Origin of the sequence: Porphyromonas crevioricanis, from assembly GCF_900167225.1 — a bacterium.
Lineage (GTDB): Bacteria > Bacteroidota > Bacteroidia > Bacteroidales > Porphyromonadaceae > Porphyromonas > Porphyromonas crevioricanis.
Genome location: NZ_FUXH01000003.1, coordinates 46,612 through 63,952, shown reverse-complemented (window position 1 = coordinate 63,952; position 17,341 = coordinate 46,612). Strand labels below are relative to the sequence as shown.

The window sequence follows — 17,341 nt, the reverse complement described above, 5'->3', positions numbered from 1 at the left end:
GTCTTATGTCTAAGTTCGTCAGATCTGGTAGATTTTTTTCGACCATCGCTTCTCTATGTCATCGCATGGGGAGGCGGTGGTTTTTGTTTTTACCCATAGGCCTGTTGCCGGTTATATTTTTTTGGGAGTCCCAACCTTTACATTGTCCCATCCGACAGCTTACGGGCTATCCTTGCCCCGGTTGTGGTACCTTGCGTGCATTACGCTTGTTGCTCCAAGGTGATTGGTTTGCTGCTGTAGAGATGAATCCCTTGGCTGTGCTCTTTGCTTTTTACTTACTATTCTCTTCTCTTTTCTATCTTTTCTATCTGCTCTCAGGATCGGAGTTCTGGCATCCGAATCGCAGGAGAATACCTCCATGGGGATTAGCCTTCTTGATTCTGCTTGTGATTGCCAATGGGATTCGGAATATCATTCTTATGGATTGATCTCCACTTGCCTTTCTTCTTTTTTTCTGTAAAACCTCTTTCTTCAACTTATACTTACCTGTTTCGACAAAAAAGAGGCTATGCCATAAAATCATTTATGACATAACCCCTTGGCAAAGTTGGTGTGTTAGTAAGGACTGAAAACAGGTTTCTGTTACTTCCACTCTGGTCTGTAAATAATACCAGAGAAGAGGTGCATTTGACTTTCCGTATGCCTGATAAGAAAGAGGAAAGGTCTGTCGAAGTGCAATGTAATGGGATCTTGTGGTTCGACAGCTGTCGGTTCTATTGTTATTGCGCTTGCAGCAGCAGCTTCTGCCCCCTTTTCATCCACTGATACGATACACTTCTGAGTCACCTGCGATACCACAAATCTAGGGTTATTCCAGCCTCGCAAGAATAAACCCTCTTTCTTATAGAGTTTGCCATGGTCTCTTTTGTACATCTTATTTAGAGGAGATGAGGCTATCACCTTGAACTTAGGCAGATATAGATCTACTTCCGTCATGTGTCCGGATAGAGAAAGATGAGGGGTATTTGCGATTTGTTTAGCTATGGAAAGAGGGGATTCTCCATTGTCTGGGAGGATGAATATAGCTTCGAAAGAGCCGTTCCCGAGAGGTAAGGAGACAGACGAAAAGCCTTGCTGAGAGTGGTAGTAGCACATCTCTGCTTTTTGATTCATTGTCGGGATATTGCCGAGAGAGGCAAAAGGCCGGGCTTGAGTCTTTTGAACGTCGAAGTGCAATCCCTTACTCCAACTTGCTTTCAAGTAGATAGCATTTACGAGAAGTGATACCATATTCTCTTGGAGCTCTTCCGGCAATATGAAAGAGGGAATCATTTCCATAGTATGCTCTTTGACCCATTCGTTGATGAGTGTCGCAGTTTGTTCCTTTTGAGAGAAGTCCACGACCTGTGGATCACAGTCGTAGTAGGCTTTCAATACATCTAAGAAAGAGGGGAGGGGAGAGACCAGATGAGAGGAGAAGATTGTATTGGCTGTACTCATTCTTGTCTCACTATCGGTGATATTGAAGTTCCTTTTCAGCAAATCCCAATATTCATTGTACCACTGTTCGTTCAGAGGAGGATGAATAGCTGTGATGCAATCTATCTCCGGGATCCCATCATTGCTGGCCGCGTTGTGCAGCATTGCCCAAGGTTGCATCATCGAGTAGTAGCTATAGATGAGGTTTTTGTCATTGGGAGAAAGCTCGGCCAAAGAGGCTAAGTCCTTCCAGGCTTTTGCATTGCAAGCTTCTGTATACCTTGCTTGTTGATTGTCGAACCCTAAGGAGACTGGCTGAGAATTTTCTGTCGGAGTCCCCTCTATCCTGATCTTTTTATTGATAAGTATTTCTCCATCCTTCTTGAAGTGCATGGCAACCTTGAAGGCATTGTGTATGTAAGTTTTGTCGTACCCCTCGAGGGTGGTAGGCGAGATTGAGAAGCCTTTCCCAAGCATAAACTGGATAAGCTCATCTTTCATCTCTTTAGACAAATCTTCCTTGAGTCTGGCTTGTATGATTCCCTTTTCTGTAGTCAGATAGTGCACTTTGGAGAAAAACTTGCCCGTTTTGTTTACGAAAGTTAGTGCTCCATCTTTCTCTTTTGGCGACTCGACTCTGGTTCCTATGATGTTTTCTGCCATGCGTACATGCTCCAATACCCAAGGCCTATCAGTCAATCCGAGATAGGGGAGTTCCCCCAGGATGTATTTGATGTCGAATACGGGCTGTACATCTTCCAGCTTGATTATTGTAGAGGCTGTGTTACTCAATTGATGAGTGCCCAGGCTTTTTTCATTGAGGATTATTTCATACTCACCGGCAGGGATGCGTACTATCTTGGCCACATCTCTCGGGCAAAGACAATTGACATTCCCTCCGTCCAGCATCTTTTCTTCAATCCAGAGCTTATTGCCTTTGGTGTGTATTTTCACGTCAAGGCGAGTTAAGTCGCAGGGTGTCATAAGTTCAAAATGATTGTATACGAAATACTCTTGCTGAGGCTTGGACGAGAGGGGGGAGAATGTGATTAGCTCTTGCGGAAAATCGTAATTATTGCTCTTCGGTTTTTCTCCGATAGTTTTCTTGCAGGGAGACAAGACGGTACGAGAGTTTGGTTCCTTCCCCAGTTCCGTATTATCGTCTTTGTTACAGGCTGCCAGGCCTATTAGGAGTATAGGTAGGGCGAACAGATGGTAAATAAATGATTTCATGACAGGTATTCTTTTTAGGGTGGATAGATTTATTTTTTCTTTTCTACACCCTAAATGATAGTCTGAATGAAATACTGCACGCTTTTGTTTCTCTCTATATATTCTGCTAAATACGATCCTCTAACCGATGTCTATTCCATCCATAAGATCAAAAAGCTCTGTGGCCGTGCTTGCACGCAGCATGGCAATACGTGTCGGACGGAAGTTGGGTATACCCTTGAATATCGGACTTACGGCTATATGGCGTCGGGAGTGCAAAATACCTTTGGTTTCTCCCAGTTTGGCGATATTGTTTTTGACCAACTGCTTGAGTATCTCGATAGCCTGTTGCATAGGCAGAGGAGGCGGTAGGCATCCGTGCTTGAGATAGTGCTTCATTTGGGAGAATATCCAAGGACAACCTATCGAAGCTCGACCCACCATTACAGCATCTACCCCATAGTGATCAAAGGCTTCAGCTGCTTCTTCGGCAGTGGTGATGTCTCCATTTCCGATGATTGGGATATGTATCCTGTTGTTTGCTTTCACCCGGCCGATAGGGGCCCAATCGGCCGAACCGGTATACATCTGTGCTCGCGTTCGACCATGAATGGTGAGTGCGGCAATACCGCAGTCTTGGAGGGCTTCGGCCAGCGTCTCAATGATGATAGAAGAGGCATCCCAGCCCAGACGGGTCTTGACAGTGACAGGGAGATTTACAGCTTTCACCACAGCTCGAGTTATATCCAGCATAAGCTCTGGTGTACGGAGTATACCGCTCCCGGCTCCCTTGCCTGCTACTCGTTTTACCGGACAACCGAAATTTATATCAATGAGATCCGGCTTAGCTGTGGCTGCTATTTCAGCTGCCTGACGCATAGTCTCTACATCCCGTCCGTAGATCTGTATAGCTACGGGACGCTCTGTTTCGTCTACTTGCATCTTGCGTATACTGCCGGCTACATCTCTTATGAGAGCATCGGCTGCAACGAACTCTGTGTACACCAAATCTGCTCCAAACTCTTTGGCCATATGTCTGAAAGCCAAATCTGTTACATCCTCCATGGGAGCCAGCAGAAGAGGCTTTTCTCCCAAGTCTATATTGCCTATTTTCATGCTTGTTTTTGCCGGTCGGGGGCCAGTCCGTAGACCAGAGAGTAGAGATCTTGCTTGATATACTCCGGATCGATTGCCTCTGTTGAGAGTAGCCATAGAGGAGTGGGGGCATCTCCTTCTCTGTATGGGGGTTGTTGGTAGTATTTGTCTATCGTTTTGAAGCCGTTTCTTTGATAGAACTCCAGCCTGCGTCTCGCCTGCGAAGAGAGAGTTGGAGGTTCTATTTCTAAGATAAGCTCACCCAAGGATCGGAGTTTGGATAGCAGTAGGCTGCCAAGGCCTCTGTTCCGGTGACGAGCAAATATGGCAATATGTTCCACAAATAGCCATCCGGAGGGTAACTCCCAATAACTGCAAAGCCCTGCTAATTCATCTCCATGATAGATGGCCATGGGGCGGAAAGAAGATGGCTTCTTGGAGGGAGAGAGGAGCATCCCCCACGGACGCTGCTCTTCACGCACGAATGCCGCATGGTAGAGGCCACAGAGTTGCCTGATCGGTTGAGGATGCTCCTTCCCTTTCAGCTCTGCCAGAGGAAATAAATCTATGTGCTGCTCCGAAATATTCATGTTTGAAACTTTCTTCAGACCTTTTTTTCTTCTACCAATTGGGTAGCGACCTGTATGGCCTGATGTATGTCTCTGCAAATATATTCGGGTTTGATCAGTTGGCTTATTTCAGCTGCATTGAGTGTTTCTCGCACTTCCGGACGCACTCCGCTCAGTATTACATCCACTCCTTTGCTCTGAGAGTTGCGTATCAATCCCTGTAGATTGTGTACAGCCGTGCTATCCATGAAAGGAACTTTTCGCATACGTACAATCCGTACTGTAGGAGTGTCTTTAATGGTATTCATGGCTTCTTCAAACCGGTTTGCTATCCCGAAAAAGTAAGGGCCATTGATTTCGTATACCTCCACTCCTTTGGGGAGGTGCAGTTCGGATTCTGCCTGTAAATGTTGTGGCCATTCTCCGTCTTGATCAACGGGCACTTTGTCTTTGCTTACCACTATATTGGTGGTCTCGGTGATACGCTTCATCAGAAGAAGCATCGAGAGTAGTATACCCACCTCTATGGCTATGGTGAGGTCAAGCAGTACCGTCAGTAGGAAAGTTGTTAGCATCACTATGCGGCCTCCACGATCTCCCTTGAGGATACTCCAGACTGATCTCCACCCACTCATGTTGTAGGAAACAATTACCAGAACCCCGGCTAGTACTGCCATGGGAATGTAATCCATGAGAGGGCTCAAAAAAAGCAATATCAGGAGGAGTACCACAGCATGTACAATTCCGGCAATGGGAGTACGCCCACCATTGTTGATATTAGTCATTGTACGAGCAATGGCTCCTGTTACCGGTATCCCTCCGAAAAATGGCACCACGATATTTGCTGCGCCCTGAGCTATCAACTCGGTGTTGGAACGGTGTCTGTCTCCGGTAATTCCATCTGCCACGCTGGCGGATAATAAGCTCTCTATGGCTCCGAGTAGAGCTATGGTGAAGGCAGAGGGGAAAAGCTCTTTGAGAGTTTCCAGAGAGAACTGTGGCAGATGTGGACTGGGGATAGAGGCCGTGATCTCGAAGCGGTCTCCGATCGTTTCCATCTGTCCGATGCCTTTGGAGCGAAGCAGATAAGCAATGATTGTAAGGAGTATGATAGCTACAAGAGATCCTGGAATTTTCTTTGTCACCTTCGGAGTGAAGACTATCAAGATAATCGCTGCCAAACTAAAACCCACGGCAATAGGAGTTGTAGCTCCTATGTGCTGGAAATAGACAGCCCATTTGCCTAAAAAGTCTCCGGGTACGGATGTTATGCCTAAGCCCAGAAGGTCGTTGATTTGTGTAGAGAAGATAGTAAGTGCGATGCCGGCCGTAAATCCTACCACAATGGGGTAAGGAATGAACTTAATCAGGTTACCCAACCTGAGCAAACCCATTAGTAAGAGCATTACTCCAGCCATCAGTGTTGCCAAGATCAATCCGTCTATGCCATGTTGTTGTATGATGCCATAGACAATCACAACAAAGGCTCCTGTCGGCCCCCCGATCTGTACGGAGGAGCCACCCAGCAGAGATACCAAGAGCCCTCCGATAACAGCTGTCAGTAGCCCTATTTCGGGCGAAACCCCTGAGGCAATACCGAAAGCAATAGCTAAGGGTAGGGCTACAACTCCTACAATAAGTCCAGACATCAAGTCAGAGGCAAAAAGCGACCCTGAATAGGAGGAAAATACATCCAATAGCTTGGGACGGAAGAGTGAATTGATATGCTTATTCATCATAATATGGGATTAAAAAGCAAGTGCTAATCAAGAGGACTTGCCTTCTTCAAAAAACGAACAAACTCCCAAAACCGCTGATTTATGCGCTTCGGGAGTTTATTTGGAGGTACCTGGCGGATTCGAACCGCCGTAGACGGTTTTGCAGACCGTTGCCTAACCACTCGGCCAAGATACCGTTCTTGATTTACGGACGCAAAGGTAACTAAATTTTTGATGTTGGCAAAGGCCTATGCTCTTATTTCGAGACAACAGCATCGAAAGAGGTTTGGCCTATTCAGCCCACAGTCTCTAAAAAGCTTTTTTCTCCTTCTCCTAGAACAGATATGTTTTGTAAATATATACTCGCAAAAAAAAGCGGAAAAAGAGAAGGAAGAGTGGCCATATGGATTGGAGGATATACCTGCTTTTTGGGAGCTTTTTGGAGACTCTTAGAATGCCGATGAATAGGGCGTTTTGAGAGGGCCGAATTTCTCTCCTGAGAGAATTTTTGCTAACACAGGAGAAAAATATTTTTCTCACAGGAGAGAATTTTTGCTCTCTCCCGTGTCAATTAAAAATGACTCCTATTGAGACAAAAAGGAGAGGAGAAACACAGCCAAAAAGCTCTTAATTTGATCGGAAACACTCTTTACGAAAGAAAATTGAAATGCGTGAATATAAACAAAATAATACATAATCTGGAGCCATAAGCACTCACTGCATTATCGAGAGCTACTCAGATTTGATCTTTTCTCTCGTAAGCACGATTTAAGAAAAAAGCCGTCTCGGAGAATCGTTGAAGACTCCAAGACGGCTTTCTTATTTGAGAGGTAATACCTATCCTCTTTTACTTGATACCAAGTTTCTTGGCGATAGCTTTGGGCAAAGCATCTTTGTGCAATACGATATTCATTGTACGACCGGCCACAAAGTTGCGACTGGCATACCAAATACCATTGTACTTGCCGGATTCGCCCCAAGAGTTTTTCACGATGAAGAAAGGACGACCATTTTGATTTACGGCCTTTCCTACAATCTGCATCCCATGGTCGTCTGTGAGGGTATAGTTGTCATAGCCCTGCTGACGGAATTCTTGAGTAGGCTCTATTTCAGGACAATCGGCTTGACGCACGAGCTTGGCTATCTCTTCTCTTTTGGCGGAACGGCTCAGGCCTACCCAGCGATCTTGATCGGATCCTTTCGTTTCTATAGCTTCTACATCGGCCAAAACTCCGATACCATCTCTGGTGAAACCTACTTCGCTCACGTCTGTACCCCATGCGATTGAGTACCCCTTGTCAATGGCATAATCCATTACTTCCATGAATTCGTTGATAGGAAGGTTGTAGCAGGAGGACCAACGCCAGTTGTCTTCTATCTCAAGAGGAAACTGTGAATAGAACGGATGATGCGTGTAGCTGGTCAGCGATACGTAATCATCGGCATTGAAGCCCAGGGATTGAGCAAAGCTCTTCGGGGTATATTTCTTGCCTTTGTAGCTAAACTCTTCGGGCTCTTCACCCAAATATGTGTCTATAATGGCATCGTATCCCTTACGCCAAGCCGTAGAGAGTTTGCCGTTTGGATTTTTGATGATTGCATCCAGGTAAGCTTGTGCTGTGGCAGATATTTCACCGTGCATATTCTTTGTGGTTCCGTAGTTGAGACCACGCATAGCCTCTTCCGGCACGATGCCATAGTGTTTGAGCACATAAATCACATCATAGAAAGAACCTCCTTGGCCAAAATTGAGCTTGCCGTGCATACGCACATACTTGTCTCCTTTGTCTTTGTATGAGCGATTTACTACAAACATTTCCGACAGATCGTACTCTCCCTTACCCATTCTCTGGAGTTCGCTTTCAACAAAGGCCAAAGCCGAATAAGACCAGCAGGTGCCGGAGTTCGCTTGATCCTTGATGGAAGTGTAGGGCAGTACTTTCACTGTAGTGAATACATTCTCGTCATTCGAGGCGGGCTTGCTGGATACGGGCTCTTGTGCATGCAGCAAGCAAGTCATGCTGCTCGCAAACAAGGCTACCGCAAAGAAGATTTTCTTCATGTCTGCTTTTGTTAGTTTATTGTTTGTTTTAGGTATTGTTTTTACTCATTCATTGCAAAATACTGCTTGAGGCTAAATTGTAGCCACCCCAAGGAGGTCTACTCCTCTTGCGGACACAAAAATATACGAAAAGCCTTGCTTTCCCAAGTCAAGACTGTTATATGAGTATCAAAAGTCCTTTTGAGATAGACTTTTTGCCGGGATTTGAAGAATATGGCAATCGAAAGGGATTGAGAATTGAGGAAAAGCCTGCGTTTTAGGTATCCAAGCGAAGCTAAATATTGATGATAATATAGCGAGCTCTATTGTGCAAGGATCTCATAATAATATCATGCAACACTCTCAAGGCATATGCCTTGAGAGCTCTTTGGACGGGCTCCGAAATGTCAACTAAACCTATCATTTTGTTGACTCTGCAGAATGCAGTAATCTTGAAGACATTGAGATCTGAGGGTTGTATATGACCAAGCCCGAATGTCGGGAATAGTGCAGTGAGTGCTGTGTTATGCAACAGCCTTCTTTCTTTTGAAAGAGAGATAATAAAAAAGGATCAGCCTTACTTCTTTTGTTGAGAAGCAAGGCTGACCCAGAAAATTCTACCTCACAAAAAGAGGTTGTACTGATTATTTCTTAGTAACCTTTTGTTGGCGCTTACCCTGATCGGTATGCAAAACAACAATGTAAGAGCCGGCGGACAAGTCAGAAATATCGAGTGATACATCTGAACGAACATCCATCCATTGACGTATCCGAACTCCGTTGGCAGAAAATACCTCTATCACGGAGATTGCATTGCCTCCCTTCACCCAAAGGGTATTATCCGCTTCTGTTGGATAGACAAAAGTTTCACTTTGCTTCGTAATCTCCTGATTCGGAACATTTTTGAAAAGGTCGTGGTACACAACTTCTACTGTATAGTTTCCGGTTCCGGTCTGATTGTTATTGTCGAGATATGAGAATCGGTTAGGTTTCAAAGTCTCAAGTACTTGTCCATCCTTTTTCACCACATACTCCTTTATCACAGGTACATGTGCCAGCAAAGATCCTCCATATTGTACCTCTGTGATTGGCTCTGTCAAAGGAGTAGGATCCGAAGATACAATCAACTTTAGTGCAAAATAATTGTATGTAGAAGACAGGGCACCCCCCAAAAGCTCGCCTTGATAATGGTTCGTACCATAGACTTTGTAACCCGTGTAAAGAGCTTGAGGGGAATTAATCTTTGAAATGCCATCGCCCCCACTCCCTTGGAACAGATTAACCAAGGGACGCTGGGTAGTCTGGAAGTTATGTGTGGTGAAACCTACTAATAGAGTTTGCATCAAGTCCAATTTCATAGGTTTCTTTAGGATAACACTCTGCCACTTTCCTACATTCTCCGGGGTACTCTCAATCTTCTCTTCCACTGTTTTGTGGTCAGAGTCTTTCCTGAGGGAGTAATTGTAGCCAACAAACAAACCGAAGTCTTGATCAGCTTTTGCCGGAACGAAGTTTATTTGTTTGATATACAGAGGCGTAGCTCCTTGTCCGTCAAGAGATTCAGGTAAATAACCTGGCATCCATTTTTCGACAAAAATACATCTCTTTTGCTGAGATTGCTGGTTATCTATCCTTCGTAGAAAGGGCATTGGTACTTCTTGATATTTGAAGTTATCTTCTCCAAGAGTATAGTCCACCTTCGTCCATTCCTGATTGAAAGCCGGAGCTGACCATGTAACCTCGGTTCCTCCTGTAGCTTTTGCAACATTTGGGGTAACAGATGTAATGGGGGTTATAGCCATTGCTGCCACTGGGTCTGAGTCGAAGTATACGATACCAGAGTTCTCAGAAAGACCAGAATATACTACACGAACATGGTAAGAGACTTTCCCATTTTTGAAGTCGGATTCTTTTGGCTTATCCTTGAGGAAATAAGAGCTTTTCCCCGATTCTTGTACTTCAAGGCCTGGTACACGCGCTCCATTTCGGTATAATTTGTACACAACGTTCTCGTTTCCATATTTTCTTGCAGCATATTGGGCGCTGGAAGGGGCATTCCAAACGATTACGAACTCCCCAGGTTCCTTTGTCGGCATAGCTTGTACCTTGGATATAGGATAAAGAGGTTGCATATCATTTCGGAATGTTCCTGCCAAAGACCTTTCTTTTCCTTGCTTTATGGGATCCAAGAAAGTACCCATTTGGTAAGAAGTTCCTTTGTCTTTAAACTTATCCCAGTGGAAATCCAGACGCCCATAGAATTGAGTTCGTTCTCCACCTCCGGTGAGGGTACCTATTACTAGCTTATTTTGGTTGAATAGGGAAGATCCGGATGAGCCTCCTTCTGTATTTCCTTCTTGAAAAGAGAAATAGAAGTGTGCTTTGGGGGCACCGGCATCATTCAGCCCTTCGTGCCAAGTGGTATAGGAAGGCTCTGTTCCTGATTCCCCTAACAGAGATATTTTCATAGCATCTCCGGCCGGATGATGAATGCCAACCACAGAAGAGGGTATTCCTGTTTGTCTGTTCCAACCATTATAATAGACACGGTAGTCTTCTGGTATTTCGTCTAAAAGCTCAAGTAACAAACCATCAGACATCCCTACGAGAGGCAGGAAGGCGAGAGGTTTCTTGCAGCCGACAACAGATTTTGTAAGAGCTGTCTGGCTGTATTGAGCATTGGTACAGCTAGGCTTCTCATAATGAAAAGTAAACTTCCATTGTGCAAATTTAGATTCGGATATATCCAAATTTTCGGTAATAGAGGCACAGTGCGCAGCAGAAAGAATAAGAGGTTTGAAGTCTCCCTTTGTATTATTCATTAGGTTTCCTGTACAAATCGAGCCTCCCATCAATATCTGGCATACACCTGCTTTTTGATCTTTCCAGTCATCTCCTTGAGGACAATTCACATTTATTTCTTCAGCTGGAGTAGATCGGTCTTCTAAATCTCCAATCCTGAGATCCATCGTGTGGCGGAAATAGTGTATCAACCCCTCTATCTCTATACGGGGCATCTCTCCTTTTTCATTGGGTTGATACTCGAATACAATCTCGTCTCCGGGGACATTGGCAGAGGCAAAATACCCTCCTCTCTTGTGTGTTTCGTACGTATAGGCACCTCTTACCAGCAAACCTTGTGGATCGTAGGTGTATAGCTTACCTCCTTCGGGAATAAAAAAGTCTTTATACGTGGGGCTGAGTTCTACTGCTCCTTCTGAACGAAGATGTAGCTTGTAGATTACGGAGCCATCTGCCAAGGTTACACGCTGTGCATCACGTGCAAAATCTATATCTATATCAAGGACAATACCTACCCGAAGAGGTGTACCATGATTTTCAGATTCCCAGTTGGCTGATTCTTTATAATCATCCAAATTCACAGTTAGAGGTACATCTATCACCTGCTCTTCGGCTGATATTGACCGAAGGGTGGAGCCTGTTTGAGAGGTCTGACTCAAACTCAGAGGCTTTCCTCCAAACTCCCGTTGGGCTATTGCATCCAATGGTCGAGCCAGAAACAGTCCGGCAGCGGCAGCGAGAGCGACTAACGATTTTGAAAACTTGTTCATTGTAATAGTATTATAGACTTAAAATTTATTCGCAGGCGCAATATTACGAAATATTTTGGATAGGAAGGGCCCCCTATTCTTGGAAAAAGGAGAGATATTTCTGTATATTCCTGCTATAATAATCACTTAGGAGGGTAGAAGGATTTCTAAAAGATAGAAAGAGGGTGTTGCAAAAAATATTGCAACACCCTCTCCCCTTATTGTTACTTTATTTCTTCTCTATCGGGTAGAGATGGAGATAAAGAAACGGCCTATACTTAATCCCAGTTTCCTTTGCCATGGAGGTTCGGGTTAGCCTGACGGTCATTCCTTGGGAATTCCCAAGTGAAACGCTTGTCACTAACAGCTATCTCATTAACCAACGATTCCGGAGAATAAGTCGCAATCTTGTCTTGAGGAACAGATCTTTTGAAATCAACACCCCAGCGAAGCATATCATTCAGACGCATTCCCTCACCGATCAATTCGCGTGCACGCTCTTCGCGTAAGATGCGCTTGCAGTTTTCGAGACTGCCAAACTCCTCATTTATACCTCGAGAAAGCATCAAAGTCTCGAGGTCTGTTTCTCCTTTTGACTTATCATTCATTTCCAAATAAGCTTCTGCACGAATCAGGTAAGCCTCTGCAATGTTGAATAGATTAACAGGACAACGGTGTGACGTATGTTTTTTGTCTATGTCAAGAGCAGGGTCTCCCATATACTTTGTGAGTAGGTGGATCGGTAATTGAGCCAAAATCTTATACTCACCTACATAAGCAATCTTGCGTAGGTCTTCATCCTTGTATAGAGCCACTGTCCACTGAGACAAAGCTGCATTTGGAACAATGAACTCCTGCAAATCTGTAGGATCGGGGTTTTGTTCGTCAACTGGTTGCCAAGAGCCTGAAAGCCAGCCATAGAATTGACCGAAGCTACCCACCTTGGGATCAGCATAAAGTGTTACCACATTTTCTGAACTACCCTTGGCATAAGTAGATCTAAGTGCTTCTACTTTTTCCCCCGTAGTCTTCATCTTTTGGGTATCTACCAGAGGATATTTGTCAATGAATTTGCCTACAGCATCAACCGCTTTTTGCCATTCTCGCATCTGGAGATAGATACGTGCCTTGAGGGCATAGGCATAGTCTAAATTGATATGGTAGGGAGCATCCTCTTTTTCATTCAAACCAAGTGCAATGGCCTCATCAATAAGTTTTATGGCATGATTGTAGCTGTCCAGCTTACTTGCTCTCGCAGGTTTTTCCAAAGGAGAGAACCCATCCATGATGAACACGCCCATCTCCTGGGCAGCTGTGGCTGGGTTGTACGGACCTTTTGCAAAACGAAGCATTAGTCGGTAGAGAGCCAAGGCCTTCATTACCTTGGCTTCCGCAATTAGAGTCTTTGTCTTCTGAATTTCTTCTGCTTTTGCTATTACAGTGTTGTCAAGAGCTTCCTGTGCACGCATAATGAAGTAATTTGCCTGCATATTTAACACACTATATACAGCGAAATAGTTGGTGATGTGATCGTCTGTAAGCATACGAGACTCTTCCCATTCAGTGATACCCAAGAGCTGACCACCATCCCATTTTGTACGGTAATAATACTCGGTCTGATAATCACTGTACGATGTGTTCAATGGTACCTCAGCTGTGCGAAGGTGCGAATACAGACCATCACTCAAGAATGTCACTTCTTTGAAAGACTCCAACGGCCCTTGTTCTATCCGACCGTCTGGATCGCGAGTCAAGTCACAGGAAGACAGAGCGAACAACAGCAAGCCTGCGCTTATGGTTGAAAGTATCTTTTTCATTGTGTTATTCATTTGTTTGAGAGATTAGAACTGGAGCTGCATGCCAGCCATAAATTGACGGGTGTTAGGGAATTGGTTCCTTGTGATGTGAGAAGGAGACTCTGGATCCATCCCTGTGAAGCTAGTCACTGTAAAGAGGTTACGAGCCATTGCGTACACCTTTGCACCTGAGAGAACTGTCTTTTCTGAGAAAATAGATTTGGGTAGTGCATAAGAAAGCTGCAAGTTCTTCATGCGCAAGTAAGAAGCATTCTCAACTAGTCTATCATCAAACTGCATAGGAGCCCCGAATTTAGGTACATCAGTGTGTCTGTTTTCTGTAGTCCATTCGTTTAGCAACTTACGAGAACGGTTCGTTGCAACACTACCAGAGTTGTTTTCCAAGAAGTATCTATCATTGTTGAGCAAATATTTACCCAGTACATAAGAGAAGTCTGCTTGGAGACTAAGACCAGTCTTGAGCCATGCAACATTGAGAGAGAACCCTCCATTGATAGGAGCGGTAATTCGGTAGTCCGTAGCTTGATTAAGGAGAACATCATTAAACTCCTTAACTTTTTCGTTCGTGCCGGGTTTGTACCACATAGGAAGACCATCTTCAGGGTCTATGCCTGCAAACTTGGCTGTATAGAACACTGAGGGTTTACCTACTTCGTAGAGAATACCAGAACCAGGGATCTCATACTCATGGAGTCCATAAAATAGGCTTGTAATTTCTTCCTGATTGTAGTTGAATGTCTTCTTGAAGTGAATGCGCCAATCCTTTGTCTGAATCAAATTAGCGTTGAAGGTTACGTCTATACCCATATTGCGCATAGCTCCCACATTTTCGTAGCGATAACCAAAGCCAGTGGCGTAAGGCATGGGGACATCCATGAGCATATCTTTAGTATTACGGATGTAGAAATCTACCTCTGCTGTGATACGATCACGGATAAAACCAAGATTAACCCCCACGTTGAGCTTCTCTTGCGTTTCCCATGTTAAATCTGGATTGCCAGCTGTGACAACAGTCAACCCCAATTTCCCATCGTAGGTGTTAGCACCCAGTAACGCCTGATGAGCATAGTTGCCAATTTCAGAGTTACCAGTAGTACCATAGCTTGCTTTGAGTTGCAAGGTGGATACCTTCTCGTTGTTGGGCATAAACTTGGTATGGAAGTCGAACATTGAGCCTACTGAGTAGAACCAACCATTTCTATGTTTGCTACCAAAGCGAGAAGAGGCATCATTTCGAATAGATCCATCCAAGTAGAAGAAGTGTTCGTAATCATAGTTGACACGACCGAAGTATGAGTTATAGGCATAAGCAGCTTCACTGGAAGATGGGCGAGAAAGGAAATCACCGAGCTGGCCATGATCGAGACGCATGAAACGGTCATCAAGCATACCATTGGATCTTGCACTGAAAGCATCTCCCCAGAAATCTAAAAACTCTTGTCCTGCCAAGAACGTCAAGAAGTTCTTTTCAGCAAAGTCGAGTTTATATTCAGCTGTATTGGTTAGTGTATAGCGACGTGAACGAGATACGGTTTCTCGCCTACCACCGAGACCATCTCCTAAGCGAGCAGAAGCTAGATTGAATGCAGAGGAGCGATCTACATTGAAATCCACACCTGCAAGAGACTTTATGGTTAGCCCCTTAATCGGATTCAATTGGGCAAAGCCACTAGCCGCAAGGATATAGCCATCACCGTGAGCTGGAGCATTTAGATTGAAATAATCTGCAAAATAGAGGGGGGCCATGAAGGTATGGGTATATCGATCTACCTTCACATTCCCATTCTCATCTAACGGAGTATAATAACGAGGCATACGCATAGCTCCGTAGGTACCAGCATTGTAGAAAGCGTTTCCGAACCCAGTACTCTGTTCTGACTTGTTGTTAGCTCCGGTTACATTCAAACCGATCTTGAGCCAGTCCTTCATGCGAGACTCGAAGTTGATACGAGCATTGTACTTTGTAAAACGAGCTCTCTCTCTAGAGATACCTTCTTGGTCAAAGTAGGAGAGGGAGATGAAGTAATTGGATTTTTCGCTACCTCCAGCCATAGAAACATCAGCTTGCACTGTAGGAGCGTTTTTCCCCATGAAGAAATCTAGCCAATCAAAGTCTGTTTCGGTGACATCATAGCCTTCAGCCTTCAGCTGTTGGAACAACTTGTCTGGATCTTTAATTCCGCGGAATAGTTCGTGGCGAGCCTGCCAAGTCAGCAACTCTCGACCTGTCATTACATCGTCAACATTACCGCGGTTGATCAACTGAGAGATGCCATACTGGGTACTTACAGACAGGCGAGAAGCTTCTCCACTTTTACCACGCTTGGTGGTGATTACAATAACTCCGTTAGCAGCACGAGCACCGAAGATTGCTGTAGCATTGGCATCCTTAAGAACCGTGATGCTTTCGAAGTCATTCGGATTCATAGAAGCAATCACACTAGGAGTCGTTTGCACACCATCTACGATGTAGAGAGGTGAGGAGCTTGCTCCAAGTGAACCTGTACCGTGGATCTGTACGTTAGCAATAGCATTGGGGTCCCCAGATCCGGTTTCGATGTTCATACCGGCTACTTGTCCCTGCAAAGCATCCATGATGTTTGCCACTGGCTTTTCTTGGAGCTGCTCACTTGATACACGGGCGATAGACCCGGCTACTGACTTGATCTTACGCCCCGTACCATAACCAACCACTACTACATCACCCAAGGCCTTAGCATCTGAGTGCAGAGTGATCTTCATGTCGTTGGTAATGGCAACAATTTCGGTCTTCAGACCGGTGTAGGACACTTGCAACTGCTTTGCAGAAGCTGGAACACTGAGGGTGAAGTTGCCATCGTAATCGGTCACTGTACCGATTGTCGTCTGGCCTACTACTACCACGTTGGCCCCGATGACCGGCAAGTTATCTTCCGAAGAGATAACGGTACCTTTCACCGTCCTATTCTGGGCTACTGCCCAACCTATGCTCATACATAAGCACAAGATGAATAGAGTCAATCTTTTCATAGACTTTCCTTTTGCGTTTAACTTAAACTATAACTTTCTTGATTACTTACTTGATTCTATATAAAACACTCATACCCAGAGGATGCACTCACCATTCTGTCTTCCCTGTTTGGCTCAACTGAGAGATTTGCATACCGCTGCTACTGCGAAGATAGAGAAAATGAAAGAGAAAACTCCTTTTTTCAGTATCCTTTTCGCTTGACATCTTCAAAAAACAAACACAATCACCCAAGCGTCAATTCTTCCGAAGATTTCAAAAACAGAGCAAAACTGCTATCAGTAATCTCGATCGTCAATATCTCCATTTCTAATCTATTCTATCAGGAAGTAAGATTTAACCTTTACTCAGTACCGAATTGCAAGCTTTGAGCAAAAACTTCGCTTTTCGTCCTGTCTACGGCGATTTGGGTGCGAATATAAGGAGAATTGATTTACAAACAAGTTTTGTTTTACTCTAATGCATGCACATTTGTTATCTCCGTTTGAGAGCATCTGTATCAGTTGTTACTGGAATATGAGAAGCCGCCCTTTTATTTTTATTACAACTAAAACACTGATCGTCCCCTCCCTCATTCGTAACTATTCTGGATGAATCAAGAAAATCTCTTTTCCTGTATAGGTTTATCCCAAACAGTACGGTCTCTTTCCCATGGCAGTATTTAAGTACTTTTGCAGGACTCGGGTCTCGTGGAGGCAAAGGATAAGAAAAAACAGGGTATATATGAAGCGTGAACATGCAGTACGACTGCTATTCAATGACAAAGAATGGAAGGCCATAGGTCAGTATTGTTCCGATTTTGGAGTTAGCAACCGTGCGCGTTGGTTCAGAGAGACTATCATGAAAGAGGTTTTCTCTCGCTTTGTACAAAATGCCCCAATGCTGTTCAGCGAGGAAGAGATGAAGTAGAGA

The 17,341-nt window shown here is 44.5% G+C and carries 10 protein-coding genes and 1 tRNA gene; 2 read left to right on the top strand and 9 right to left on the bottom strand.

Annotated elements, in window-relative coordinates:
• The first annotated feature begins 5 nt into the window (after positions 1-5).
• The gene (locus B5D48_RS02435; RefSeq protein ID WP_078801659.1) at positions 6-428 is read left to right on the top strand and encodes a DUF2752 domain-containing protein; all 423 of its coding nucleotides are present in this window, start codon (positions 6-8) and stop codon (positions 426-428) included.
• Positions 429-582: 154 nt separating this feature from the next.
• Here B5D48_RS02435 and B5D48_RS02430 read toward each other — a convergent pair whose 3' ends face one another.
• The 9 genes from B5D48_RS02430 to B5D48_RS02380 all read right to left on the bottom strand — a co-directional run bounded on the left by B5D48_RS02430 (position 583) and on the right by B5D48_RS02380 (position 16,431).
• The gene (locus B5D48_RS02430; protein WP_023936319.1) at positions 583-2,652 is read right to left on the bottom strand and encodes a serpin family protein; all 2,070 of its coding nucleotides are present in this window, start codon (positions 2,650-2,652) and stop codon (positions 583-585) included.
• A 120-nt stretch (positions 2,653-2,772) separates the two neighbouring features.
• A complete protein-coding gene (dusB, locus tag B5D48_RS02425) occupies positions 2,773-3,747 on the bottom strand; it encodes a tRNA dihydrouridine synthase DusB (RefSeq protein ID WP_023936321.1) in 975 nt (324 codons plus the stop codon).
• The gene (locus B5D48_RS02420) at positions 3,744-4,316 is read right to left on the bottom strand and encodes a GNAT family N-acetyltransferase (protein ID WP_023936323.1); all 573 of its coding nucleotides are present in this window, start codon (positions 4,314-4,316) and stop codon (positions 3,744-3,746) included. Before B5D48_RS02420 ends, dusB begins: the two co-directional genes overlap by 4 nt.
• 14 nt (positions 4,317-4,330) lie before the next feature.
• Positions 4,331-6,031 carry a SulP family inorganic anion transporter gene (locus B5D48_RS02415; protein ID WP_052115844.1) on the bottom strand — a complete coding sequence of 567 codons (1,701 nt, stop codon included), beginning with the start codon at positions 6,029-6,031 and terminating at the stop codon, positions 4,331-4,333.
• Between the two features lie 104 nt (positions 6,032-6,135).
• A tRNA-Cys gene (locus B5D48_RS02410) sits at positions 6,136-6,209 on the bottom strand.
• Between the two features lie 651 nt (positions 6,210-6,860).
• Entirely contained in the window at positions 6,861-8,075 is a 1,215-nt protein-coding gene (locus tag B5D48_RS02400) for a C1 family peptidase (protein ID WP_023936329.1), read from the bottom strand.
• Between the two features lie 623 nt (positions 8,076-8,698).
• Positions 8,699-11,626, bottom strand: coding sequence for a T9SS type A sorting domain-containing protein (locus tag B5D48_RS02390; protein ID WP_023936335.1), 2,928 nt, complete (start codon positions 11,624-11,626; stop codon positions 8,699-8,701).
• Between the two features lie 257 nt (positions 11,627-11,883).
• On the bottom strand, positions 11,884-13,422 hold the full coding sequence (locus tag B5D48_RS02385) for a RagB/SusD family nutrient uptake outer membrane protein (protein WP_023936337.1): 1,539 nt from the start codon (positions 13,420-13,422) through the stop codon (positions 11,884-11,886).
• Positions 13,423-13,446: 24 nt separating this feature from the next.
• On the bottom strand, positions 13,447-16,431 hold the full coding sequence (locus tag B5D48_RS02380) for a SusC/RagA family TonB-linked outer membrane protein (RefSeq protein ID WP_023936339.1): 2,985 nt from the start codon (positions 16,429-16,431) through the stop codon (positions 13,447-13,449).
• A 721-nt stretch (positions 16,432-17,152) separates the two neighbouring features.
• On the opposite strand from B5D48_RS02380, the gene B5D48_RS02375 reads away from it, so the two are divergent.
• On the top strand, positions 17,153-17,338 hold the full coding sequence (locus B5D48_RS02375) for a hypothetical protein (RefSeq protein ID WP_023936342.1): 186 nt from the start codon (positions 17,153-17,155) through the stop codon (positions 17,336-17,338).
• Positions 17,339-17,341: the final 3 nt, after the last annotated feature.

Bases quoted from the DNA above. Each gene is read 5' to 3' on its own strand.
- B5D48_RS02435 (WP_078801659.1), top strand. From the start codon at position 6: ATGTCTAAGTTCGTCAGATCTGGTAGATTTTTTTCGACCATCGCTTCT.
- B5D48_RS02430 (WP_023936319.1), bottom strand. From the start codon at position 2,652: ATGAAATCATTTATTTACCATCTGTTCGCCCTACCTATACTCCTAATA.
- dusB (WP_023936321.1), bottom strand. From the start codon at position 3,747: ATGAAAATAGGCAATATAGACTTGGGAGAAAAGCCTCTTCTGCTGGCT.
- B5D48_RS02420 (WP_023936323.1), bottom strand. From the start codon at position 4,316: ATGAATATTTCGGAGCAGCACATAGATTTATTTCCTCTGGCAGAGCTG.
- B5D48_RS02415 (WP_052115844.1), bottom strand. From the start codon at position 6,031: ATGAATAAGCATATCAATTCACTCTTCCGTCCCAAGCTATTGGATGTA.
- B5D48_RS02400 (WP_023936329.1), bottom strand. From the start codon at position 8,075: ATGAAGAAAATCTTCTTTGCGGTAGCCTTGTTTGCGAGCAGCATGACT.
- B5D48_RS02390 (WP_023936335.1), bottom strand. From the start codon at position 11,626: ATGAACAAGTTTTCAAAATCGTTAGTCGCTCTCGCTGCCGCTGCCGGA.
- B5D48_RS02385 (WP_023936337.1), bottom strand. From the start codon at position 13,422: ATGAAAAAGATACTTTCAACCATAAGCGCAGGCTTGCTGTTGTTCGCT.
- B5D48_RS02380 (WP_023936339.1), bottom strand. From the start codon at position 16,431: ATGAAAAGATTGACTCTATTCATCTTGTGCTTATGTATGAGCATAGGT.
- B5D48_RS02375 (WP_023936342.1), top strand. From the start codon at position 17,153: ATGAAGCGTGAACATGCAGTACGACTGCTATTCAATGACAAAGAATGG.